Genomic DNA, 23,195 nt, shown 5'->3' on the forward strand with positions numbered 1-23,195 from the left:
GTCCACCTGATAGCGATTCATGAACGAGGTGACGGTCGCATTGCGCAAATCGTGGTGGTGGTAGCGGCCGAGCAGATCGTACAGCACCCCAAGGCGCAATGCGCCCTCGGAGAAGGTCATGCGCTCAAGCCCGAATTCCTTGAAGACCGCCGACATGATCGCAAAGCCCCCGAGCAACACCGGCAGCCTGTCGGACTTCAGACCAGCAATCTCCAGTTTGTCGAGGTTTCCGGCCGCCAACAGGATCTCCCGAAAGCGCTCAAGTCCATCACGCGTGATGCCCTCGGCGGCGAATCCGTTCTGTTCGAGCACGTCGACAAGCGACTTTGCCGAGCCGCTTGAGCCGACCGCCAGCTCCCATCCCGTTTCCCGATAGGTGTTGACGATCGATTGCAGCTCCTGCCTCGCGGCGAACTCCGCCTCCTTCAGGCTTTTCTTGTCGACCTTGCCTGTCGGGAAATATCGCAGGCTGTATGTTACGCACCCCATGTACAAGGACTCGAGCTGAAGCGGTTCGAAACTCTTGCCAATGATGAACTCGGTCGAGCCGCCGCCGATATCCACCACCAACTGTTGCAGATGGGGGTCAGGCAGCGTGTGGGCTACGCCAACGTATATCAAGCGGGCTTCTTCCCGCCCCGCGATCACCTCGATCGGATGACCGAGTGCCGCCTCCGCCTGCAGCAGAAACTCCGGCGCGTTTTTGGCCACGCGCAAGGTGTTGGTCGCCACAGCACGCACTGCGTCGGGGGCGAACCCCCGCAGGCGTTCATTGAACCGCCTCATCGCGTCCAGGCCACGCTGCTGGGCTGCGGCGTCAAGATATTTGTCCGGCGTCAGACCGGCGGCCAGTCGCACTGACTCCTTGAGCCCGTCGAGCGGATAGATCTGATCGCCGACGACTCTGCCGACCTGCAGGCGGAAGCTGTTGGAGCCGAGATCGATCGCAGCGATCAGTTCATTCATCCATCTTACTCACGGAAAATCGAGTGCCGATTCTAACACCGCGCTTTCTCGCCACAGGAGGTGCGCACCGCCAGCTCAGAGTCGTTGCATGGGGCTCGAACAACAGCGTCTGCCCCAGCGAAAGCCGCAATCAACATCATGTTAGGAGCGCTTGATGTCTCGCGAGTCGGGACCCTTGTGGGGACCTGTGGGCCGCACTGAGACCAGAACGTGCGAGACGTGAAACGTCTGATACGCGGGCATTATTGAGATCACACAAGCGCTGTGCAGTTTCTGTAACATGACAGTGGGACACTGAACAGCTTGCGGATGGGTCGGACACAGGGCATGAGACAGACACCTTCAAAACGGGACTACCCGGCAGATCACTTCATCAACCGAGAACTGTCATTGCTGCAGTTTCAGCGACGAGTGCTCGCGCAGGCCGCCGACAAACGTGTTCCCTTGCTTGAACGCCTGCGATTCCTGTGTATCGTTTCGAGCAACCTCGACGAGTTTTTCGAGATCCGCGTGTCGGGGATCAAGGAGCAGATTCGCCTCGGCAGCCGCAGCGCAGGCAGCGACGGCATCGCCCCCACCGAGTTGCTCGAGCGGGTAAGCGAGGAAGTGCATTCCATCATCGCCGAACAGTATTCCCTGTTGAACGACGAGATTCTGCCGGCGCTCGAGCGCGAGGGCATCACCTTCGTCCGTCGCAGCTTGTGGGCCGAAGCGCAATCCGACTGGATTCGCGAGTACTTCCGCCGTGAGGTCAGCCCGGTGCTGACCCCGATCGGACTGGACCCGGCCCATCCCTTCCCGCGAATCCTCAACAAGAGTCTCAACTTCGCGATCGAACTCGAAGGCCGCGACGCATTCGGGCGCGACTCGGGGGTTGCCATCGTGCAGGCACCGCGCGCACTGCCGCGCGTGATCCGGCTGCCGCGGGATATCTGCGATCACGAGTACAGCTTTGTCTTCCTGTCTTCGATCATGCATGCCCATGTCGAGGAGCTCTTCTCGGGCATGAAGGTGCTCGACTGTTACCAGTTCAGGGTTACGCGCAATTCCGACCTGTTCGTGGACGAGGAAGAGGTCAAGGACTTGCGCGCCTCGCTCAAGGGCGAATTGCAGCAACGCCATTTCGGCGATGCGGTGCGACTCGAAGTGGCCGACACCTGCTCCGAGCAAATGGAAGCCTTCCTGCTGCAACATTTCAAGCTTGCGCGCCGTGATCTCTATAAGACACCGGGGATCGTCAATCTGGTGCGCTTGATGCAGGTGCCGGATTGGGTTGCGCGACCGGACCTGAGCTATCAGCCCTTCCTGCCCGGCGTGCCCAAAGGGTTGGACAAGAAGCGTGATATTTTCGCGGCGGTACGCAAGCAGGATGTCCTGCTACACCACCCGTTTCAGAGCTTCAGCCCGGTGATTCAGCTGCTGCGCTCTGCGGCTGACGATCCGCAGGTGCTTGCGATCAAGATGACCGTTTATCGCACCGGTACCGACTCGGTGTTGATGGAGCACCTTGCCCGTGCAGCGCAAAAGGGCAAGGAAGTGACTGTTGTGCTGGAGCTGATGGCCCGTTTCGATGAAGAGGCGAACATCACCCTCGCCAACCGTCTCGAGGAGGTCGGCGTGCATGTCGTCTACGGCGTTTTCGGCTACAAGACACATGCCAAGTTGCTGATGTTCGTGAGACGCGAGGAAGGAGTGCTGCGTCACTATGTGCACATGGGCACCGGCAACTACCATCCCCGTACCACGCGTTTTTATACCGACTTCGGTCTGCTGACCTGCAACGAGGAGATCGGTCGCGATGTCGCCGAACTCTTCAAGCAGATCACCGGACTCGGCACCGCCACCAACCTCACGCATTTGTGGCAGGCGCCCTTCACGCTTCAGCCCAACGTGGTTGCCGCGATCAATGCGGAGGCTGAGGCCGCCCGGGCTGGACGCCGGGGCCGGATCATCGCCAAGATGAACGCATTGCTCGAACCCGAGACCATCGAGGCGCTCTATGCCGCCTCGCAGGCTGGCGTCAGCATCGACCTTATCGTGCGAGGGCCATGCGCGCTCAAACCCGGAGTACGCGGACTGTCCGACAATATCCGCGTGAGGTCGATTGTCGGCAGATTCCTCGAACACCATCGCATCTTCTTCTTCCATGCGGAAGGCGAGGAGAAGCTCTACCTGTCGAGCGCGGACTGGATGGATCGCAACTTCTTCCGCCGGGTCGAAGTCGCGTTCCCGATTCTGGATCCAAAGCTGAAACGACGCGTCATGCGCGAGGGCTTGCGCGCCTATCTCGCCGATAACGCGCTTGCCTGGGAGATGCTCTCCAACGGTCGTTATCGGCGCAAGACTACGCGCGGTGTCCGCCGTTCGGCTCAGGATCTGTTGCTCACCGATCTGGCCGGTGCGGGTTAGCGTCGGCGTGCATCGAGCACGTCTGGCACTTCGCGAATGAGACTGGCGGCGCGGGTTATCTGGGCGCCGCCGCTCACCTCCAGCGTGAATCGCATGAAGGCCTTGCCTTTCTTGGACTGGGTATTGACAGCGATCACATTGAGCTTCTCACGGGATAGCACTTCGGAGATATCCCTCAACAAGCCTTGCCGATCGACGGCCTCGACCAGAATGTCGACCGGAAACACCGATTGTTTGCCGGCAAAAGCCTGGTCTCCCCATTCGGCCTCGATGACCCTCTCCGGTTGCTGCGCCACAAGGCGCTGAAAGTCGCTGCAGTCGCTGCGGTGGATCGAAACGCCGCGTCCCTTGGTGACGAAACCCTTGATTGCATCAGGCGGCGCCGGTTTGCAGCAGCGGCTCAATGAGGTCAGCAGCTTGCCCACGCCTACGAGCAAGATCTTGTCGCTGCTGTCGCTTGCACGGCTGCGGCCAACGACAACCTCGCTTGTCGGCGTTTCCGGCGCGGGTGCCGGTTCGGCTTCGCGCAGCGCATTGTGTACCGCGCGGGGACCGAGTTCGCCTCGTCCGGCCGCAGCGTACATCGACTCCGGGTTGCGAAAGCCCAGCTTCGACGCGAGCTCGTCGGTATTCGCCTGAGACCGCCCTTCTTTCTGCATCTCGCGCGTAACAAACGCACGCCCTCGGGAGATCACTTCGGTCTCTTCAAGCTGGCTGAAGTACTGTTTGATCTTGTTGCGCGCTCGGCTGGTGACGACATAGCCAAGCTGCGGGTTCAGCCAGTCGCGGGATGGCCCACCCTCCTTGGCCGTGGTGATCTCCACCGTCTGACCGTTGTCCAGGCGCGTGTTCAGAGGCACGAGATGGCCGTCCACCTTGGCGCCACGGCAGTGGTGTCCGACATCGGTATGCAGGCGATAAGCGAAATCGACCGGCGTTGCGCCTTGTGGCAGATCGATGACCCTGCCCTGTGGTGTGAGTACGTAGATGGTGTCGTCGAGCGACGCCTGCCGGAACTGCTCGACCCAGTCCGCCGAGTCGGCGATTTCGTCACGCCACGAAAGCAGGTTGCGCAACAAGGCAATCTTCTCGTCGTAGTCGACGCCGTGGCTGCTGCCTTCCTTGTAGCGCCAGTGCGCCGCCACGCCCAGCTCGGCATGGCGGTGCATGTCGTGAGTGCGGATCTGCACCTCGAGCGAGCGACCGTCGCCCGCTATGACTGCGGTGTGCAGCGACTGGTAGTTGTTGCCCTTGGGGCGGTTGATGTAATCGTCGAACTCTTCCTCGATCGGCTGCCACAGGCGGTTGACGATATCGAGCACACGATAGCAGTCAGGAATCTTGTGAACCAGAACACGCAGCGCGCGGATGTCGAAAAGCTGCGTGAAGTCGAGCTTCTTGCCTCGCATCTTGTTGTAGATGCTGTAGATGTGTTTGGGCCGGCCGTAGACCTCACCCTTGATCCCGGCTGCGGCGAGTTCGCGTTCAAGCGTCTGGATCGCGTCGCGGATGAAATCTTCGCGCTCGGATCGCCGCTCATCGAGCATCTTTGCGATCCGCTTGTAGGTGTCTGGTTCGAGAAAACGGAAGGAAAGATCCTCGAGCTCCCACTTGAGCTGCCAGACACCCAATCGGTTGGCCAGCGGCGCGTAGATGTCGAGGCTCTCGCGTGCGATGTCCGTGCGCTGCTCCAGTTTCTGCTCGGTGAAGAAGCGCAGGGTCTGAGTGCGCGAGGCGAGGCGCAGCAAGACAACCCGGATGTCCGCGACCATCGCGAGCAGCATCTTGCGCAGAACCTCGGTTTGCGCGCGGATTTCGGGCGCAGTGGCTTTGGCGGTCATGCGGGTCAGCAGGCGCAGGCCATTGAGCTTGCGCAAGCCGTCGACCAACTCGGCGACCGGCCGGCCGAAGCGCTTGGTCAACTGCTCCAGCGGATCCTCGAGATAGTCGGCGGCAGCGAAGAGGATCGCGGAAATCCGGGTCTCGGCATCGAGTCGCAGCGACGCGGCGATCAGGGCCATGCCCAGAGCGTGGGTCCACACCGACTCTCCGGTGCCGAGCACGTGCCCTTCGTACAAGTCCTCGGCCAGCTCCAGCGCATGTACGAGCAACTGCCGCCGCTCGTCATCCAGCCCCTCGGCCAGCAGATCGAGGGGTACTTCCCCGTTTTCACTCGAGATTGCGTGTGTCACCGAAACCATGGCGGCGATTATCCTCGAAAGCACGGCTCGACGCACCCGGTCGGTAGCCCACGCAGTGGTGGTGCGTTGTAAGCGCACATGACGTCTTTCAAGCAAGCCATGAGCGATCGGTTGAGAACGCCCCCGGTGGGCAACGGTCAGGTAACATCGTCGCCTTCCCATTTGAACCGAATCCCGTGACATTTCTCGGCTATCGCCTCAACCCCTACCTGTTGCTAACGCTGACTTCGCTGTTCTGGTCGGGCAACATGGTCATAGCACGTGGCCTTCACGAGGCGGTGCCGCCGATCGCACTCGCGTTCTGGCGCTGGAGCATTGCGTTTGCGCTGGTTTTGCCCTTCGCCCTGCCCCATCTCAGGTCCGGCTGGCAGTCACTGCGCAGAGGCTGGCTACCGGTCGTGCTGTTGGGTTTGCTCAGCGTCGGGGGTTACAACACATTCGTCTACATCGCGCTGCAATCGACGACAGCCACCAGTGCAGCGATGCTCAACTCCTTCATTCCGATCGCCACCATGGCGCTCGCCTTCTTGCTCCTTGGCAAGCGCCTGAGCCGACTGGAGTCCGCCGGCGCCGCTTTGTCGCTGCTCGGGGTATTGCTCATCGTCGCGCGCGGCAGCCCGGAGACTCTGCTCGGCTTAAGCCTCAATCGCGGCGATCTGTGGATGCTGCTCGCGGTGATGACCTGGGGGCTTTACACCGTGGGCTTGCACTGGCGACCACAGGGCGTGCATCCCATGCTGATGCTCGCGGCGATGACGGTGGTCGGACTTCTTGCGCTGGCGCCCGCCTTCGTCTGGGAGATGGCTTCGGGACGCCATATCGTGTGGACGCCGGCGAGCATCACGGCGATCATGTACATCGGCGCTCTACCCGGCTTTCTCGGTTACGTGTTCTTTAATGCCGGTATTGCGGCAGTCGGTCCCAATCGCGGGTCGCTCTTCATACATTTGATGCCGGCCTTCGGCACGATTCTGGCGGTGATCTTTCTCGGTGAACGTCCGGCTTGGTTTCACTTCGCCGGTATCGCACTGGTGTTCTCGGGTATTTTCCTGACCACGCGCAAAAGCCATGCTTGAATTCCTGCGCCGCTTCTTCCTTGGGCGAGAGGCTGATGGAACCGAGATTCCCGATGCCTTGTGGGCCGAGGTGTGTGCGGAGCATCAGTTTCTGGCGTACTTGACCGCGCCCCAGCGCGCGAGGTTGCGCAGCTTGTCGGCAGGGTTTTTGGCCACCAAGCAATTCCATGGTGCGCAAGGACTCGAGCTGGATGATCAGATGATGTTGTCGATCGCGCTGCAGGCCTGTTTGCCGGCCTTGCGGCTCGGCCTCGACGTCTACAGTGATTGGGTTGGCGTCATCGTGTATCCGGGTGATTTTGTCGTGCCGAGACAGACAATGGACGAGGACGGCGTCGTCCACGAATACGACGACGAAGTCCTTGGCGAGGCCTGGGAACAAGGGCCGGTCATTGTTTCCTGGCGTCAGAATGAGTCGCGGCATGCGGGCCAGAATGTGGTGATTCACGAGTTCGCCCACAAACTGGACATGTCCAATGGTGGCGCAGATGGCCTTCCGCCCTTGCCGGATGACATGTCGAGGGAGCGCTGGTCGAGGGCTTTCGCCGACGCGTACGATGATTTGTGCAATCGGGTCGACGCGGATGAACCTACGCCGATAGACCCCTATGGCGCTGAACATCCCGCGGAGTTTTTCGCGGTGGCGTCAGAGGCCTTTTTCGAGACCCCGGTCGCGCTCCAGACAGCCTACCCTGCCGTCTACGAACAACTGAAACTGCTTTATGGCGCCGACCCGGCCATCGGCGAGGTTTCCCATGCAATGGGAGGCCTCGAAGAGGGTGCGGTATTCGTCATGCGACACCGGCCGGCAAGGCCCGACCGGGGGAACTGAGGCGGTCCTGCGAGCGGCCATCATCGACAGTGGTCGGCCGGTTGCATGTGAGATGCGCCGGAGCTACAGTGGAAACGGTGTTGCCGGATTCCGCGTTTGCCGTCGCCTTGGCGCGAATTGCAGCGCGTCGTGTTGCAGCACCCGGAGAGATGGCCGGATGGCCGCGCCAGGGTCCGTCACCGAGCCGATGCATTTGGAGTGGGCTCGCGAGGAGGCAGTCCTCAATCCCATGGTTCGCGATCACCGGACACCTTCGTCTCGTGTTCAATTGCCCGGAGGTAAATCATGGCCATAACATGGATTCTGGTCGCCAACGCCAGCCTTGCCAGACTGTACGAACACCTGGGACCCAACAAGGGTCTCAAGCTGGTCAAGGAAATGATCCACCCCGAAAGCCGCCTCAAGAATGCCGACCTGGTCACCGATCGCCCCGGAAGCATGGCATCGGCCGGTAACGGCCAGGGTGCCAAACAGCCGCAGACTTTGCCCAAGGAACACGAAGCCAAGGTGTTCGCGCAGGAACTTGCGCAACAGTTATACGAGGGTCGGACCCGCAATGCCTTCGGCCGTGCAATCGTATTCGCCCCGCCCGCATTCATGGGCATGCTCAATTCGGTCATCGATCACCCGACTGCCCAGTTGATCACTGACCGCTTTGAGAAGGACTACACAAAGTCGCCCGAACCGCAGCTCAAGGAGCGCCTCGCAAGCTGCCTGTTCGTTTAACGTTTTTCAGGAGCAATCGCGGCGGGACCCTATGGTCCCGCCGGGCCGTTTACGGCAGCAAAACGTTCAACGATCCGGTAGTTCGCACCTTTCCCGGTTCTAATCGACTCGACCAGGACGAAGTCCTCCACCATCCAGACAAGCGGTTCGATGGTATCGAAGGCAGGTTCGCGTTCACTGTTTCTGACCAGCGTTACATGCGGCACGAAATCGCGTTCTTCAAGCACGAACCCAGCATCGGACAACTGTCGCACCAACGTAAGCGCAAGCGCGCACAAGGCAGGCGGTGGCGTACTCGATCCTGCCCAAACGATTCGGTTGCGGCCCCAACGCCGGAGCAGATCGAGCTCGAATCCGAACGTTGTAAAGCGCTGGGTGCGCCCCACGGCAATGAGCTGCGAGATCCGCTCACGCGGAATGTCGCCGATAAAGGCAAGGGTTTGATGCAGGGTGTCGCGGCGCATCACCCGCCCACCCGACACTGCTTGGGCCGCACGCGCCAGTTCATGGAGGCGCCGCGCAAGCGCAGGTCGAGGCCACAGCGCGAAAAATAGCCGGGCGCGATCAGGGCGTCGACGAGGGCTTCCCGCCCCACTCTCCGGCGCGCTGGGACGTTTGTTGGCGCAGGGGCCGTCGTCGGGTTGCTCAGCTTGGTCCACAGGCCTCGAGTAACACCACGACCTGAGCCGCGATGCCCTCGCCTCGCCCGGTGAATCCAAGCTTTTCGGTTGTCTTGCCCTTGATGTTGATTGCCGAGGGCGAGGTATCGAGATCGGCGGCGATGTTCGCGGTCATCGCCGGTACATGGGGCAGGATTCGTGGCGCCTTGCAGATGATCGTGGCATCCGCATTGATCAACCGATAGCCTGCGCTACGCACCGCGCACCAGGCCTTGCGCAGGAGTGCCCTGCTATCCGCGCCGGCGTGGGCCGGATCGGTGTCGGGAAACATCCGGCCGATGTCACCCAACCCGGCTGCACCGAGCAGTGCGTCAGTGAGTGCATGGAGCAGGACGTCGGCGTCCGAATGTCCAAGCAGTCCATGCTCGAAGGGGATGCTGACGCCACCGAGGATCAGCGCCCTGCCCGGCACCAGGGCGTGGACATCGAAACCCTGGCCAATACGCATTGTGTTTGTCATTCCAGTTACTCTTCGCGATTACGCAGAATCCACTCCGCAAGGTGCAAATCCAGCGGATAGGTCACCTTGAGATTGGTGGCATCACCCTGTACGAGCCTCGGATGCAAGCCGGCCGCTTCGATCGCGCTTGCCTCGTCAGTGACCTCACGCGCGGCTTCGAGTGCCCGACGCAGCATCACATAACGAAACATCTGAGGCGTCTGCGCCTGCCATAGGCTGTCGCGCGGCACGGTACGGATGACATGTTGTTGGACGTCGGCGAGTTTCAGCGTATCGGCCACCGGCACCGCGAGCAGTCCGCCCACCTCCTCGTTCGCGACCTCCCTCACCAGCTTCTCCACATGCCAGGGGGCAAGACACGGGCGAGCGGCGTCATGGACCAGCACCCAATCGGATTGTTCGGTCTGGTTGGAGATTGCGCGCAACCCGCCCAGCACGCTGTCCGCCCTGCTCGCACCGCCGCAAAACAAGGGCGTGAGCTTGGGGCCGAGCGTACTCCAGTCGTATCGGCCCCACTCCCGGTCGGCCACGGAAAGCACAACGAACACCTTGTCGATCAATGGAGTGGCACATAGCACCGAGAGCGAATGCTGGATCAGCGGACGGCCAAGCAGTGTGAGGTACTGCTTCGGGCGTTCGCCGCCCATGCGGCTGCCGATCCCGGCGGCCGGCACCAGTGCGAAACGTTTCGGCTTGAAATTGGTCATGCGGCGGATGATACCGTGCGCCAGTCGATGTCGCGCAGGGGCGCGAGCCACGACGCGGTGCTATGATTATTCAGTAGGTTGCAATCAATCGATCCGGGGTGTTGTGTTCCCGCTCTCCCTGGCGATGGAGGTGAGAAGTTGGCTACCGAATCCGTCAGGCCGGCCGCGGTTGCCGGCAGCTTCTATCCCGAAGATCCGCGCGCACTTCTAAGCGAAGTGTCCCGCCTTTTCGCTCGTGTGGATGAAAGCGAAGCCCGGGCTGCCGCGCCCAAAGCTATCGTCGTGCCTCATGCCGGCTACATCTACTCCGGCGGTGTAGCGGCGAGCGCCTTCGCCTTGCTGCGGCCGGTTGCAGAGCACATTCGGCGTGTCGTGCTCATCGGCCCTGCGCATCGGGTTGCGTTTCGTGGCTTCGCCATTCCTGGCGCTCAAGCCTTCATGACCCCGCTGGGTTTGATTCCCTTGAGCCGAACGGACTGGCTGGCACTCGGCGAGCGTGACGATGTCATCGTCGACGACCGGCCGCATGCATCCGAACACTGCCTTGAGGTACAGCTCCCGTTTCTTCAGCATGTGCTGCCCCAGTTCGAAATCGTGCCGGTGCTGGTTGGAGATGCCGGGCCCGAGGCTGTCGCTGGACTGCTCTCCGCGCTCTGGGGTGGCTCAGAAACGCTGATCGTGATCAGCTCTGATCTGTCGCATTACCTGCCTTATCAGGTCGCACGCCGGGTCGACGCCACAACACTCGACGAAATCATGTCGTTACGTGCGACGCTTGACCCAGAGCAGGCTTGTGGTGCGCGGCCACTGAACGGATTGCTCACGCTTGCCGGCAAATGGGGGCTCAAGCCGCAACTGATCGAGATGTGCAACAGCGGCGACACGGCAGGTGACCGTGCTCGGGTCGTCGGTTATGCGAGCATCGCATTCTACGAGGAAAACGTTGGTGACAACCTCGTGCGCCACTGAGCTTGGGCCGCTGCTTCTGGCGCACGCGCGCCATGCGATCGCCAGCGCATTGGGATGTGCTTCGGACCCGCCTGAAGACACGGAAGCGCTGCACGAGCGGGGGGCGACTTTCGTCACCCTGCGCAGCAATGGTGAATTGCGCGGCTGTATCGGTAGCGTACGTGCTCAGCGTTCGCTCGGTGAGGATCTGCGGCACAACGCGGTGGCCGCAGCGAACAACGACACCAGATTTGCACCAGTGAGCCGCGAAGAACTCCCGGCACTGACCATCGAGGTGTCCGTACTGAGTGAACCCGAATTCATCGACTTCGCCAGCGAAGCTGAACTGTGCGCCAAACTCCAACCTGGCATCGATGGGTTGATTATCTTTTCGGGCTGTCGAAGCGCCACCTTTTTGCCGCAGGTGTGGGAGCAACTCCCCGAGCCGGAGCATTTTCTCGCCGCCCTCAAGCACAAGGCCGGGCTGGATCCGTCCCGTCCGATCCCCAACGCAATGGCAGCCACATACCGGGTCACGAAGTGGAGCGAGTCACCGAACTGACTCCGGGTTGTCACCAAAATCATCATATCGGGAGACCGACATGAATCATCCGGCTGGCTACTGGCACCGACTCGACGACGGGCGCCTCCAGTGCGACCTCTGCCCGCGCTTCTGCAAGCTTCACGAGGGCCAGCGTGGCGCCTGCTTCGTGCGGATGCGCGAGGGGGATGCGATGGTGCTGACGACCTACGGACGCAGCTCCGGTTTCTGCATCGACCCTATCGAGAAGAAGCCGCTGAATCACTTCTATCCCGGAAGCAAGGTCTTCTCATTCGGCACCGCAGGCTGCAACCTCGCATGCAAATTCTGCCAGAACTGGGACATCTCCAAGTCCCGCGACATGGACCGGCTCATGGAAGCGGCCTCGCCGGAGGAGATCGCGCGCACCGCCCTGCACTGGGGTTGCCGCAGTATCGCCTTCACGTACAACGACCCGGTGATTTTCGCCGAGTATGCGATCGACTGTGCCCGCGAGGCGCGCAAGCTGGGTCTCAAGACCGTGGCGGTCACCGCCGGCTACATCACCCCTGAGGCGCGCGGCGACTTCTTCGCCGAGATGGATGCAGCCAATGTGGACCTCAAGGCCTTCACCGACGATTTCTATGTACGTCTATGCGGGGCCCACCTCGATCCGGTGCTTGAAACCTTGAAGTGGCTGGTCCATGAGACTTCCGTGTGGGTCGAGGTGACCACCTTGCTGATCCCCGGCCAGAACGACGGCGAGGACGAACTGCGAGCGCTGAGCGCCTGGATGGTCAAGGAGCTTGGTCCCGACGTACCCCTGCACTTTTCCGCGTTTCACCCAGACTTCAAGATGGACGATCTGCCGCCGACCCCGCCGGCCACCCTGCGTCGTGCCCGCGAGATCGCAATCGATGCGGGTCTGCGCTACGTATATACAGGCAATGTCCACGACCGAGGCGGTGACGCGACGCACTGTCCGGGATGCAACAAGCTGGTCATCGAGCGCGATTGGTACGAGATCCTTGCCTACCGACTAGATGAGCACGGCTGCTGTCCAGATTGCGGCACTGCGATCGCCGGTCGCTTCGGGCAGTTCGACAAGCCCTTCGGCTCGCGACGGATACCGGTGTCCATTCATCGCCTCGCCCCAGGCTCATGAGCGCGAATGCCTGAGCGCCCCGTCTCATGGCATGTTACGAGGCAAGGGTGCGTGAGCATCCGATGGCGGTCGCTGGCAATCGCGCTGCTGGCTCCAGTTCTTTCGGCCTGTAGCGCAACCATCCTTCCCCCATCCCAGCCGTCCGATCCGGTGATCGTCGTCCTGCTCGACCACGGCCGTCACTCGAGCCTGGTCCTGCCCGATTCCTCGGGAGGCGCCCTGCGCTACTCCTACGGTGACTGGGATTACTATGTGATGCGCGATACCGCACTTGCAAGCGGTGCGCGAGCGTTGTTCAGGCGCACGACGGCTGCGCTCGGTCGGCAGCATCTCATGGTCGCACCCGAATCCGACTCGCTGCTGCTCGCACTGCATGTGGAAGTGGTTCAGTCCTGGCGGATCGAGGTTGAGCGCAGCCGGGTCACAAGGTTGCGCGACGATCTCGAGCAGCAGTTCGCCTCGGCGCTGGATACCCGGGTCTACAGCCCCTGGTTTGGTGTCGATTTCGTGCGGCATCCCACACCCTATACGCTGAACCACAACTCCAATTATTTGGTCGGAGTCTGGCTGACCGAGCTCGGCTGCGAGATTCGCGGCCAGCCGATCCTGTCGAGCTGGACGGTGCGCGCTCGGCGCGGCGACTGAGCATTTCCTCGCCGTCGACATGCCGGATCGACGATAATCCACGATCTCAACTGCCTGAAGGGTGCCCTGGCCCCTTGCAGGCCGCAATGATCACGACCTTGTGCAATGCCCGAAAGACTTACCTCAAAGCTACCCTTGTTCGCCAGTCTGCAGCTTCCCGCCAGGGCGGGGAAATCAAGACTGCCGTCCCTGGCCGGTTCGGCCGACTCCCTTGCGCTGGCGGCTGTCGCCAGCCATGGCCACCCCCAGATCGTGATCTGCGCCAACCCGCTTGACGCGCAACGCCTGCATGATGAACTGGCCTGGGTGGCGCCATCGCTGCGCACCCATCTCATGCCTGACTGGGAAACGCTGCCTTACGACAGCTTCTCCCCTCATCAGGACTTGATCTCAGAGCGTCTATCGACCCTCTACTCACTTACCCAGGCGCAGACCGACATCGTGCTGGTGCCGGCGAGCACCGCACTCTACCGCATGGCGCCGCCAGCGTTTCTGGCCGCCTACACCTTCTTTCTCAAACAGGGCGAAACGTTGGACGTCGAGCGTCTGCGTGCGCAGATGGCCACCGCCGGATATGCCCATGTGACCCAGGTCGTCAGTCCGGGCGAGTTCTCCGTGCGCGGTGGCCTGATCGATCTGTACCCGATGGGCGCAGCCCTGCCCTATCGGATCGACCTTTTCGACGATGAAGTCGAGAGCATCAAGACCTTCGATCCGGATACCCAGCGAACCGTCTATCCGGTGCCCGAAATCCGGATGCTGCCAGCGCGGGAGTTTCCGCTGGACGAGGCCGGGCGTACCCGCTTCCGCAGCCGTTTCCGGGAAACCTTCGAGGGCGATCCGTCACGGGTGACGCTCTACAAGGATGTCTCCAACGGTATCGCGCCGCCCGGCATCGAGTACTTCCTGCCGCTGTTCTTCGAAAGTACCGCGCATCTGTTCGACTACCTACCCGCGGATGCAGCAGTGGTGTTGCACCATGACGTACCGAAGGCGATCGAGGAGTTCTGGCGTGACACGCGGTCGCGTTTCGACTTTCTCAAGGGTGACCGCAGTCGACCGGTTTTGCCGCCGGAGGCGCTGTTCCTCTCCCAGGAGGACTTCTACCTTGCGCTGGGCGAGCGCCCCCGCCTCCTCGTCGCGGAAGCGTCAACTGAGGGTGAGCAACTCGCGACCCCTCTGCCGGATGTGTCGGTCGACCGCAAGGCAGACGACCCCTTGCATCGCCTCAAGGCGTTTCTGGAAGGCGACTGGGCGGCGGGAGGCGGTCGGGTACTGGCCCTTGCCGAGTCTGCCGGCCGACGGGAAACCATGGCGGAATACTTCGCCGAATACGGCCTCAAGCCGGACGCGGTGAGCGATCTCGCTGCATTCATGGAATCCGGCAGTGTCTTCGCGCTCGCCACCGGGCCTCTGTCTGCCGGCTTCATGCTCAAGGCGCCCGGCATTGCGATCGTCACCGAGGCGGAACTCTACGCGACCACCGCACGTGTACGCAGCCGTCGGGACAGCCGCAAGGCCGCCACGATGGAGGGCTGGCTCCGCGATCTCTCGGAGCTGAAGCCGGGCGACCCGGTAGTGCACGTCGCGCACGGCGTCGGCCGCTACGTCGGGCTGATACACATGGATCTCGGCGAGGGCGACACCGAGTTCCTGCATCTGGAGTACGCCAACGGCGACAAGCTCTATGTGCCGGTTTCGCAACTTCACGTGATCACCCGCTACGCTGGCGCAGACCCTGACAGCGTCGCGCTGCACCGGCTCGGCAGCGGCCAGTGGGAAAAGGCGAAGAAGAAAGCGGCGATGCAGGTGCGCGACACCGCGGCCGAACTACTCGCGCTCTATGCCCGTCGCGCAGCCCGTGCCGGCCACCGTTTCGATTTCAAGCAACACGATCTCGAAGCCTTCGCCGAAGGTTTCGGCTTCGAAACCACGCCCGACCAACAGGGTGCGATCGATGCCGTCATCGGGGACATGCGCTCGGGACGCCCCATGGACCGGCTGGTGTGCGGCGACGTCGGCTTCGGCAAGACCGAGGTCGCGCTGCGCGCAGCGTTCGTCGCGGTGGCCGACGGCAAGCAGGTCGCGGTGCTCACTCCCACCACCCTGCTTGCTGAACAGCATTGGCAGACTTTCTCGGATCGCTTCGCCGACTGGCCGATCAAGGTCGCCGAGCTGTCGCGCTTCAAGTCGGCCAAGGAGCAGAACGAAGCGCTGCAGCAACTGGCCGATGGCAAGGTGGACATCATCATCGGCACCCACCGGCTGCTGCAGAAGGATGTGAAGTTCGCGCGGCTGGGTCTGGTCATCATCGACGAGGAGCACCGCTTCGGCGTGCGCCAGAAGGAATCGCTCAAGACCCTGCGCAGCGAGGTCGACATCCTTACCCTCACCGCGACGCCGATCCCCCGCACCCTGGGGCTCGCGCTCGAAGGCATGCGCGAGTTCTCGGTCATTGCGACACCGCCGCAGAAACGACTGTCGATCAAGACCTTCGTCCAACGCTACGGCAAGGGCATCGTGCGCGAGGCGGTGCTGCGCGAGTTCAAGCGCGGCGGCCAGGTGTATTTCCTGCACAACGAGGTCGACACCATCGAGAACATGCGCCAGAGCCTGGAAGAGCTCGTGCCGGAGGCGCGCATCGTTGTCGGCCATGGCCAGTTGCCCGAGCGCGAGCTGGAACGCGTGATGCGCGAGTTCACGCAGCAGCGGGCCAACCTGCTGTTGTGCACCACGATTATCGAAACCGGTATCGACATTCCGACTGCCAACACCATCATCATCAACCGCGCCGATCGCTTCGGCCTTGCGCAGTTGCACCAGCTGCGCGGCCGGGTCGGGCGTAGCCATCACCAGGCCTACGCTTACCTCCTGACCGACGCCCATGCCAAGCCGAGTGCCGGCGCACAGAAGCGGCTGGAGGCGATCACGCTGATGGAAGACCTCGGTGCCGGTTTCTACCTCGCGATGCACGACCTGGAGATTCGCGGGGCCGGCGAGGTGCTCGGCGAGAACCAATCCGGCGAGATTCAGCAAGTCGGCTTCTCGCTCTACACCGAGATGCTCAAGCGTGCAGTGCGCGACCTCCAGGCGGGCAAGGAGCCTGACCTGTCGCAGCCGCTGGAGGTGGTCTCCGAGATCAACCTTCACACGCCGGCGCTATTGCCAAGCGACTACTGTCCGGACGTGCAGGAACGCCTCACTCTATACAAGCGCCTCGCCAACTGCGAGAGCGAAACCGATCTGCGATCGCTGCAGGAGGAGCTCATCGACCGTTTCGGCGAACTCCCGCTGCAAACCCAGAGCCTGCTCGAAACCCATCGCCTGCGCATCCTCGTCAGTCCGTACGACGTACTCAAACTGGACGCCTCCGACGCGCAGATATCGATCCAGTTCGGGCCCGGCGCGCCGATCGACCCGGCGAAGGTCATTTTCCTCATTCAGAAGGATCCGACCACGCGAATGGTCGGGCCGGACCGTCTCGTGCGAAAAATCGCCATCGCAGACCTGCGCAAGCGCGCACACGCTGTGCGCGAGATGATAGATGCGATCAGAACCTGAGCCTCGCTGAAAGGAGTTACATGGACAACTACGCACGCCCTATCCAGGAACGCATAGACTGGCTGTTCGAGCACGCGAAGCGACATGCAGCGGAGTTCAGCAGCCCGGAGACGTGGCTGGCGCAGAAACGCTATCTTGCCGAGCATCCGACCGCGATCTCGGTGCTCAAGTGCATGGACGGCCGGATCAATCTCTCGGTCGCGACCGCCACGCCGATCGGGATCATCCAGCCATTCAGAAATCTCGGCGGCCGCTTCGATCTCGGCTGGCCTCACCTCGGAGAGGTCTATTCGCACCATGTAGCCCATGTCGTCGGCGAGGGTCGCCGGGTTCTGACCCTGATCACCTACCACTATTCCAAGGGTGATCCGACGCGAGGGTGCGCGGGATTCGACTACGACACCGAGGCAGCCATCGCACACGTGCATGAGGTCAAGGCGCAACTCGAGTTCGCCTTCGGGGGCGCGCACGGCACCGTCTACCCGGTTGTGTGCGGCTTCGAAACCGATGGTGACGCGCTCGTGCTGCATGGCGCGAACGGCGAAAGCCTCGATCTTGCATCCCTCACCGATAGGGACAAACCATCACTGCCCGTCATGCTCGAGCGCTTGTTCCCCGACATGCACGAGCAGGTACGCAAGGACTTGCTGCCGCTTGTGTACGGCAATCTGGAGCACATTGAGAAGGTGAGGAGGACCAAGAGGGAGATCGATGCCGAACACCGCGAGTGGATGCTCTGCATCGGTCGCGGTTTCGACTGGCTGCATCTTCCGAACCGGGCGCTGATCATCGGGCCCTACAGTCCGAATCTCGCCGAACCGATTCGCAAGGCCGCGATCATCATTCACGCCAACATGCGGCGAGGTCGCATTCCGGATGACGGCTTTCTGCTGCTCGCCACCGTTCCGTACTATGAGATCGGCAGCGACCGCGCTCGCGCAGAACTCAAGAGCCGGTTCATGTGTCGCTTTGCATCCGATGTCATCCGCGACGAGTTTCCGGATCTCGCCGAACGCATGCATGTGCGTGCCGCCGTTTTGGACTGGCGTTCGCGTGCGCTCGAACCGATAGCGATCTGAGCCTTGGCTTCGAGGTACAATGCCGCCTCCATGCTGCACTGCGGAGCCCATCAGATGTCCGTCGCCCAGACCGAAAACCTCAACATCATCGCCGTTGACCATATGCCTTCGCCGCTCGAGATCCAGTCTCGGGTCCCGCTGTCCGAGCGTGCTGCGGCAACCGTTCTCAAGGGACGCAAGGCTTTGGCCGATATTCTGGACCGTCGGGACGGGCGCGTTTTCGTCGTGCTCGGACCCTGCTCGATCCATGACCCGGTGGCTGGCCTGGACTATGCACGTCGGCTGAAGACCCTTGCCGATGAGGTTTCCGACCAGCTTTTGCTGATCATGCGGGTGTATTTCGAGAAGCCGCGAACATCCGTTGGCTGGAAGGGTTTCATTAACGACCCCTACATGGATGACTCCTTCCGTATCGACGAAGGCATGGAGAAGGCCCGCCGCTTCTTGCTGGACGTCAATGAAATCGGGTTGCCCGCCGGCACCGAGGCCCTCGATCCAATCGGTCCCCAATACTACGGCGATCTGATTTCCTGGACGGCCATTGGCGCCAGAACGTCGGAATCGCAGACGCATCGGGAGATGTCCTCAGGCCTGTCATCGCCGGTGGGTTTCAAGAACGCCACCGACGGGGATCTCGACGTGGCAATCAATGCCATTCTGTCGGCGTCGAACCCGCATAGTTTTCTCGGTATCAGCCCGAAGGGTGAAACCGCCATCCTGCGTACCCGTGGCAACCGTTATGGCCACATCGTGCTACGTGGTGGCGGCGGACGACCGAACTACGACACCGTATCGGTTTCGCTGGCCGAGAAGGCACTTGCCAAGGCGGGCCTGCCGCAGAACATCGTGGTCGACTGTTCTCATGCAAACTCCTGGAAGAATCCCGAGTTGCAGCCGCTGGTGATGAAGGATGTCATGCACCAGATTCGCGAGGGCAACCGGTCCATCGTCGGGATGATGGTAGAGAGCCATCTGGAAGCTGGCAATCAACCCATTCCCAAGGACCTGGCGCAGTTGCGCTACGGTTGCTCGGTGACCGATGCCTGTGTTGACTGGGGAACCACCGAAACGATGATACGCAACGCTGCGAAGGTGTTGCGTGAGGCGCCACGCAAGGCGGACATGCCCGCATGAATCTGGTAGTACAGGGCGACGACGTCGATGGCGTCGCGCTGAAGTCTGTTGCGAGGCTTACCTCGGCGAGCCGGATCGAGCAAATCCATCCGGGCGCATTTCGCCTTGTCGATGCACGGCCCGCCGAGGACTTGGCGACACTGTGTGAGAATGCTTGTCTGGACTGGACCTGGGTGCAGGCAGGTCGGCGTCTGTCCGATTTCAAGCTCTTTGTGACCGACATGGACTCGACGCTGATCAACATCGAGTGTATCGACGAGGTCGCGGATCTGCAGGGCCTGAAGGCCGAGGTGGCCGAGATCACCGAAGCGGCGATGCGTGGCGAAATCGACTTCACTCAGTCGCTGCTTCGACGCGTCGCCCTCCTCAAGGGCCTGTCCGAGGGCGCGCTGGAACAGGTGTACGAGGAGCGTCTTGCCCTCAACCCCGGTGCAGAACGGCTGTTACGCCACCTTGCACGGAACGGAATCTACACTGTGCTGGTTTCGGGTGGATTCACCTACTTCACCGACCGACTCAGGCAACGCCTGGGTTTTGATGAAGCCTACGCGAACGAACTCGAGATCGTCGACGGTAAGCTCACAGGCCGTGTTCGGGGGCCGATCGTCGATGGTGCAGCAAAGGCAGCGCATCTTTGCCGTGTCCGGGACGCCAGGGGATTCGCTGCTGAACAGGTCATCGCCGCCGGAGATGGCGCGAACGATGTGCCGATGCTCAACGCTGCCGGATTTGGTGTCGCCTATCGCGCAAAACCTGTGCTACGCGCAGCAGCAGACTGCCGTCTGGATCATGTCGGCCTCGACGGCATCCTCGCGCTGTTCGAATAGCAAATCCCGGTTGTCTTGTTTCTTCAGCGACTGCGCAAAAGACTCATTTTGGGGCGCATCCGGAAGCGTACTTCCCGAGGAACGAAAGAATCGGATTCAGCATTGCCGCCCCGAGCCGCTTGCTGCGCGCCCCGTTCCAACCCACCTGCTCGTCGGGTAGCAACGCGTTGTCCTTGAAAGGCATTTCCAGGGTCAGCGAAAGACAGCCAAACCGGTGGGCCACCCATTTGCTGGCCAATTTCAAGGTGTCGTCGCCGAAGCGGCCCGCCTGATAGCCGTGCGTGGTCTGAAAGTCGGGGCTCGCGGTGACGAGGTCGGCCATGAAGGCCTGCTGGGTCTGCAGAGTCGCAGGCGGCAAACCGGGGACATCGTCGGAAGTCGCGAAGAACACGTACGGCAGGTTCTCGTCGCCGTGAATGTCCAGGAATAACGCGCAGCCGCGTGCCTCCATCGCCTGACGGACGAGGTGCACCTCAGGACTCGCAAGCGGATCCGGCTCACGCCATTCGCGATTGAGGTTGCGGCCGGCCGCGTTGGTGCGCAGATTGCCAAGGGCCGCACCGTCCGGATTCATGTTCGGCACGACATGAACCTCCGCGAGTTCGCGAATTCGGCGCGCGACCGGGTCCGCGCTGTCGAGCAGACGTTCGAGCAAGCCTTCGATGAACCACTCCGCCATGGTTTCACCCGGATGTTGCCGGGCGATGATCCACACCGGCACCCTTCCCGCTTCGGCCCCGCCGATCACGACGCGGTCAAGATCACGTCCTTGCACTGTGTTACCGAGGCATTCCAGCCGTGCGAAGGGCGAAGACTGCGCTCGTCCTACCAGATCGAGATGTCGTTCGTGCGAATAGGGTTCGAAGTAGGCGTAGTAGATGCTGTCGTGCTCAGGCGTATGCTCGACGATCAGTTCGCCGTTCTCATAAGCGGTACCATCAACCCGGAACCAGTACCGACGGTCGTAGGACGCGACGCAGCGATAACCCTCCCAACCAGCCGGGTAGGTGGCGGTCGCAGCGTTTTCGAACACCATCCGGAGGGCGCGCCCGGCGACACCCTGCAGTCGGAAATGAAACCACTGTCTGATGTCGGCAGCGTTGTCATTGCGCAGTTTCAGGCGGATATCTTCGGGGTGCTCGATGCTGATCACCTCAATGCTGCCTGAATCGAAACCTTGGCTGACTCTCAAGTCCGCTCTCCTCTGGTCGCAAGCGACCATCCGCTCACTCAACTCGACGCCGGAAGACCAGCCGATCCTCACCTGAGGCTTGCGGCGCGAAGGCATAGCCTTCCAGATCAAAACCCTTCAGCGCCTCCACATCCTCGACTCGCTCGGTAATCGCGTAGCGACTCATCAGGCCACGGGCTCGCTTCGCGTAGAAGCTGATGATCTTGTAGCCACCGCCTTTCCAGTCTTCGAACACCGGGGTGACGATGCGCCCGTTAAGCTTCGCCGGCTTGACCGACTTGAAGTACTCGTCCGACGCGAGATTGACGAGAATCGCAGCTTCACCCGTCTGACGCTCGGCGTCTAGCAGTTTGTTCAAGGCCTCGGTCAGACGCTCTCCCCAGTAGGCATAGAGATTCTTCCCCGCCGGGTTCTCCAGCCGGGTTCCCATCTCCAGCCGATAGGCCTGCATCAGATCCAGTGGACGCAGCAAGCCGTAAAGCCCGGATAGGATTCGCAAGTGCTCTTGTGCCCAGGTCAGATCGTCCTCGTTCAACGAACCGGCATCCAGACCTTCGTAGACATCACCGTTGAACGCGAGGACCGCCTGTTTGGCGTTGTCGGGATTGAACGGTCGCGACCAGCTTTCGTAACGCGCAACGTTGAGCGTCGCGAGCTGGTCGGAGAGACTCATCAGTTTCGCAACCTCCGCTGGGGACAGGCGTCGCATGATGCCGACGAGCTGTTCCGCATCGTCCAGAAAATCCGGCTGAGTCCAGCGGTCAGTCGTCGGCGGCGTATCGAAGTCAAGGGCTTGGCTCTCAGTGTCGGGTGTAATGTGCTTCAACTAGTCGGTCTTCTTCGCCAACCGATCTTAGCAAAAACCGCTTCTGCGTCCGAGGCGGGGGAGCGCAGCGCTTCAGCGTGAGCCGCCGGCGCGTTGCTGCCGGTACTGTTCGAACAGACAAACGGCTGCCGCTGCGCCGACATTGAGGGACTCGCAGCCGGGTATCATTGGAATCGTCACGATGCGATCTGCCCGAGCGAAAAGGGGGGCGGACAGGCCCTCCCCTTCGGCGCCGAAAAGCCAGGCGACATCGTGCGCGAGATCGATTTCGTAAAGAGAAGAAGCACTCGGCATCAGACCGGTGGCAATCACCTCGCCGCCGAAAGCATTCAGTGCCGCCATCGCATCGACCTGCTCATGAATCGGCAGCATGAAGTGCGCACCCATCCCAGCGCGCAGTACTCGGGGAGACCAGGCCTGCGCACACCCCGGGGTCAGCAGAGCGTGCGCGATGCCCGCCGCAGCAGCGGTACGCAGCAGTGTCCCCAGGTTGCCCGGGTCCTGAACCCGGTCGAGGATCAGCCAGTTGCCATTGTCCAGGGTGCGCAACGGCTGCACCGGCGCGAAAACTGCCAGAACCCCGCTTGGCGAGTCCACCGGACTGGCTTGGGAGAACAAGGGGTCAGGTAGCGAGAAGGTTTCGACCGTATCCGGGCACCGCCGAAGCAGCGACTCGATCTCGGGCCGGGCGATACCCGACTCGGACACCCAGACCTCAGCCAACCCGACCCCGGCATCGAGTGCTGAGCACAGCAGGTGCGGACCGTCGAGCACCGTAAGCCCTTGCTGGCGCCTGTCTTTCGCTGATTGAGAAAGGCCCCGCAAGCGCTTAAGCCGTGGATTGTCGCGTGAGCTGACCGCCTTCATCGCAGCGCCTCCGGCCAGAGCTCTGCTTGTGAGAGCAGCGCACGAACCGGTCCAAAGCTGCGTCGGTGGCAGGGAAGTACACCATGTCGCCTGAGCGCATCGAGATGCTCCGCAGTCGGATAGCCCTTGTGGCGGGCAAAACCATAGGCCGGAAAGCGCGCATCGAGTGCGACCATCGACTCATCACGCACGGTTTTGGCCAGAATCGATGCTGCCGAGATTGCCTCGACGGTGGCGTCACCCTTCACGATGGCCTCCACCGGGACTGACAGTGCTGGGCAGCGATTGCCATCGACCAGCGCACGCAGCGGCGCCGGAGACAAGCCCTCGACTGCCCGTCGCATGGCAAGCATAGTCGCATGCAGGATATTGAG

The 23,195-nt window shown here is 61.8% G+C and carries 21 protein-coding genes; 12 read left to right on the forward strand and 9 right to left on the reverse strand.

From position 1 onward, the window contains the following. On the reverse strand, positions 1 to 966 hold a 966-nt coding region (gene ppx / locus GPA21_RS11335), incomplete at its 3' end, for an exopolyphosphatase (protein ID WP_168988276.1). 327 nt (positions 967 to 1,293) lie between these two features. On the opposite strand from ppx, the gene ppk1 reads away from it, so the two are divergent. Next, on the forward strand, positions 1,294 to 3,375 hold the full coding sequence (gene ppk1, locus GPA21_RS11340; protein ID WP_168988277.1) for a polyphosphate kinase 1: 2,082 nt from the start codon (positions 1,294 to 1,296) through the stop codon (positions 3,373 to 3,375). On the opposite strand, the gene GPA21_RS11345 is transcribed toward ppk1, so the two are convergent. Then, positions 3,372 to 5,576 carry a RelA/SpoT family protein gene (locus GPA21_RS11345; RefSeq protein ID WP_168988278.1) on the reverse strand — a complete coding sequence of 735 codons (2,205 nt, stop codon included), beginning with the start codon at positions 5,574 to 5,576 and terminating at the stop codon, positions 3,372 to 3,374. The genes ppk1 and GPA21_RS11345 overlap by 4 nt on opposite strands. A 176-nt stretch (positions 5,577 to 5,752) precedes the next feature. On the opposite strand from GPA21_RS11345, the gene GPA21_RS11350 reads away from it, so the two are divergent. The 3 genes from GPA21_RS11350 (at position 5,753) to GPA21_RS11360 (ending at position 8,210) form a co-directional block, all read left to right on the forward strand. Continuing rightward, complete coding sequence (locus GPA21_RS11350; protein ID WP_168988279.1) at positions 5,753 to 6,652, forward strand: EamA family transporter; 900 nt, start codon at positions 5,753 to 5,755, stop codon at positions 6,650 to 6,652. Continuing rightward, the gene (locus tag GPA21_RS11355; protein ID WP_168988280.1) at positions 6,645 to 7,484 is read left to right on the forward strand and encodes a M90 family metallopeptidase; all 840 of its coding nucleotides are present in this window, start codon (positions 6,645 to 6,647) and stop codon (positions 7,482 to 7,484) included. Before GPA21_RS11350 ends, GPA21_RS11355 begins: the two co-directional genes overlap by 8 nt. Positions 7,485 to 7,769: 285 nt before the next feature. Next, on the forward strand, positions 7,770 to 8,210 hold the full coding sequence (locus GPA21_RS11360; protein WP_168988281.1) for a host attachment protein: 441 nt from the start codon (positions 7,770 to 7,772) through the stop codon (positions 8,208 to 8,210). A 29-nt stretch (positions 8,211 to 8,239) separates the two neighbouring features. On the opposite strand, the gene thpR is transcribed toward GPA21_RS11360, so the two are convergent. From thpR to ispD, 3 genes are read right to left on the reverse strand one after another with little or no spacing between them, the layout of a single operon-like run. After that, on the reverse strand, positions 8,240 to 8,869 hold the full coding sequence (gene thpR, locus GPA21_RS11365) for an RNA 2',3'-cyclic phosphodiesterase (RefSeq protein ID WP_168988282.1): 630 nt from the start codon (positions 8,867 to 8,869) through the stop codon (positions 8,240 to 8,242). Further along, entirely contained in the window at positions 8,856 to 9,350 is a 495-nt protein-coding gene (gene ispF, locus GPA21_RS11370) for a 2-C-methyl-D-erythritol 2,4-cyclodiphosphate synthase (RefSeq protein WP_168988283.1), read from the reverse strand. Before ispF ends, thpR begins: the two co-directional genes overlap by 14 nt. Positions 9,351 to 9,355: 5 nt before the next feature. Next, the gene (ispD, locus tag GPA21_RS11375; RefSeq protein WP_168988284.1) at positions 9,356 to 10,057 is read right to left on the reverse strand and encodes a 2-C-methyl-D-erythritol 4-phosphate cytidylyltransferase; all 702 of its coding nucleotides are present in this window, start codon (positions 10,055 to 10,057) and stop codon (positions 9,356 to 9,358) included. Positions 10,058 to 10,195: 138 nt separating this feature from the next. Between ispD and amrB the strand changes: the two genes are divergently transcribed. The 8 genes from amrB to serB all read left to right on the forward strand — a co-directional run bounded on the left by amrB (position 10,196) and on the right by serB (position 19,936). After that, a complete protein-coding gene (amrB, locus tag GPA21_RS11380; RefSeq protein ID WP_168988285.1) occupies positions 10,196 to 11,026 on the forward strand; it encodes an AmmeMemoRadiSam system protein B in 831 nt (276 codons plus the stop codon). Then, the gene (amrA, locus tag GPA21_RS11385; RefSeq protein ID WP_339379890.1) at positions 11,004 to 11,567 is read left to right on the forward strand and encodes an AmmeMemoRadiSam system protein A; all 564 of its coding nucleotides are present in this window, start codon (positions 11,004 to 11,006) and stop codon (positions 11,565 to 11,567) included. Before amrB ends, amrA begins: the two co-directional genes overlap by 23 nt. 40 nt (positions 11,568 to 11,607) lie before the next feature. Continuing rightward, positions 11,608 to 12,690 carry an AmmeMemoRadiSam system radical SAM enzyme gene (gene amrS, locus GPA21_RS11390; protein WP_168988287.1) on the forward strand — a complete coding sequence of 361 codons (1,083 nt, stop codon included), beginning with the start codon at positions 11,608 to 11,610 and terminating at the stop codon, positions 12,688 to 12,690. Positions 12,691 to 12,741: 51 nt separating this feature from the next. Beyond that, positions 12,742 to 13,335 carry a hypothetical protein gene (locus GPA21_RS11395; RefSeq protein ID WP_168988288.1) on the forward strand — a complete coding sequence of 198 codons (594 nt, stop codon included), beginning with the start codon at positions 12,742 to 12,744 and terminating at the stop codon, positions 13,333 to 13,335. A 105-nt stretch (positions 13,336 to 13,440) separates the two neighbouring features. After that, positions 13,441 to 16,896 carry a transcription-repair coupling factor gene (gene mfd, locus GPA21_RS11400; RefSeq protein ID WP_168988289.1) on the forward strand — a complete coding sequence of 1,152 codons (3,456 nt, stop codon included), beginning with the start codon at positions 13,441 to 13,443 and terminating at the stop codon, positions 16,894 to 16,896. A 20-nt stretch (positions 16,897 to 16,916) separates the two neighbouring features. Further along, positions 16,917 to 17,975, forward strand: a complete 1,059-nt coding sequence (locus GPA21_RS11405) for a carboxysome shell carbonic anhydrase domain-containg protein (protein ID WP_168988290.1) — start codon at positions 16,917 to 16,919, stop codon at positions 17,973 to 17,975. A gap of 54 nt (positions 17,976 to 18,029) precedes the next feature. After that, positions 18,030 to 19,109, forward strand: a complete 1,080-nt coding sequence (locus GPA21_RS11410; protein ID WP_168988291.1) for a 3-deoxy-7-phosphoheptulonate synthase — start codon at positions 18,030 to 18,032, stop codon at positions 19,107 to 19,109. After that, positions 19,106 to 19,936, forward strand: a complete 831-nt coding sequence (gene serB / locus GPA21_RS11415; RefSeq protein ID WP_168988292.1) for a phosphoserine phosphatase SerB — start codon at positions 19,106 to 19,108, stop codon at positions 19,934 to 19,936. Before GPA21_RS11410 ends, serB begins: the two co-directional genes overlap by 4 nt. 43 nt (positions 19,937 to 19,979) lie before the next feature. Here the strand turns inward: serB and GPA21_RS11420 are convergent, their stop codons facing one another. From GPA21_RS11420 to GPA21_RS11435, 4 genes are all read right to left on the reverse strand, one after another. Then, positions 19,980 to 21,128 carry a M14 family metallopeptidase gene (locus GPA21_RS11420; RefSeq protein WP_168988293.1) on the reverse strand — a complete coding sequence of 383 codons (1,149 nt, stop codon included), beginning with the start codon at positions 21,126 to 21,128 and terminating at the stop codon, positions 19,980 to 19,982. Positions 21,129 to 21,162: 34 nt separating this feature from the next. Next, positions 21,163 to 21,945 carry a peroxide stress protein YaaA gene (yaaA, locus tag GPA21_RS11425; protein ID WP_168988296.1) on the reverse strand — a complete coding sequence of 261 codons (783 nt, stop codon included), beginning with the start codon at positions 21,943 to 21,945 and terminating at the stop codon, positions 21,163 to 21,165. Positions 21,946 to 22,026: 81 nt separating this feature from the next. Further along, entirely contained in the window at positions 22,027 to 22,821 is a 795-nt protein-coding gene (locus GPA21_RS11430) for a TrmH family RNA methyltransferase (protein WP_168988294.1), read from the reverse strand. Further along, a partial coding sequence (locus GPA21_RS11435) for a ribonuclease HII (protein WP_168988295.1) occupies positions 22,818 to 23,195 on the reverse strand: 378 nt, incomplete at its 5' end. The genes GPA21_RS11430 and GPA21_RS11435, both read right to left, overlap by 4 nt.

The organism is Azoarcus taiwanensis (assembly GCF_012910885.1).
In the GTDB taxonomy this organism is placed as follows: Bacteria; Pseudomonadota; Gammaproteobacteria; order Burkholderiales; family Rhodocyclaceae; genus Azoarcus_F; species Azoarcus_F taiwanensis.

Excerpts from the sequence above, each read along its gene's own strand:
- ppk1 (WP_168988277.1), top strand. The coding sequence starts at position 1,294 with ATGAGACAGACACCTTCAAAACGGGACTACCCGGCAGATCACTTCATC.
- GPA21_RS11345 (WP_168988278.1), bottom strand. The coding sequence starts at position 5,576 with ATGGTTTCGGTGACACACGCAATCTCGAGTGAAAACGGGGAAGTACCC.
- GPA21_RS11355 (WP_168988280.1), top strand. The coding sequence starts at position 6,645 with ATGCTTGAATTCCTGCGCCGCTTCTTCCTTGGGCGAGAGGCTGATGGA.
- GPA21_RS11360 (WP_168988281.1), top strand. The coding sequence starts at position 7,770 with ATGGCCATAACATGGATTCTGGTCGCCAACGCCAGCCTTGCCAGACTG.
- ispF (WP_168988283.1), bottom strand. The coding sequence starts at position 9,350 with ATGACAAACACAATGCGTATTGGCCAGGGTTTCGATGTCCACGCCCTG.
- ispD (WP_168988284.1), bottom strand. The coding sequence starts at position 10,057 with ATGACCAATTTCAAGCCGAAACGTTTCGCACTGGTGCCGGCCGCCGGG.
- amrS (WP_168988287.1), top strand. The coding sequence starts at position 11,608 with ATGAATCATCCGGCTGGCTACTGGCACCGACTCGACGACGGGCGCCTC.
- mfd (WP_168988289.1), top strand. The coding sequence starts at position 13,441 with ATGCCCGAAAGACTTACCTCAAAGCTACCCTTGTTCGCCAGTCTGCAG.
- GPA21_RS11405 (WP_168988290.1), top strand. The coding sequence starts at position 16,917 with ATGGACAACTACGCACGCCCTATCCAGGAACGCATAGACTGGCTGTTC.
- GPA21_RS11410 (WP_168988291.1), top strand. The coding sequence starts at position 18,030 with ATGTCCGTCGCCCAGACCGAAAACCTCAACATCATCGCCGTTGACCAT.
- serB (WP_168988292.1), top strand. The coding sequence starts at position 19,106 with ATGAATCTGGTAGTACAGGGCGACGACGTCGATGGCGTCGCGCTGAAG.
- GPA21_RS11430 (WP_168988294.1), bottom strand. The coding sequence starts at position 22,821 with ATGAAGGCGGTCAGCTCACGCGACAATCCACGGCTTAAGCGCTTGCGG.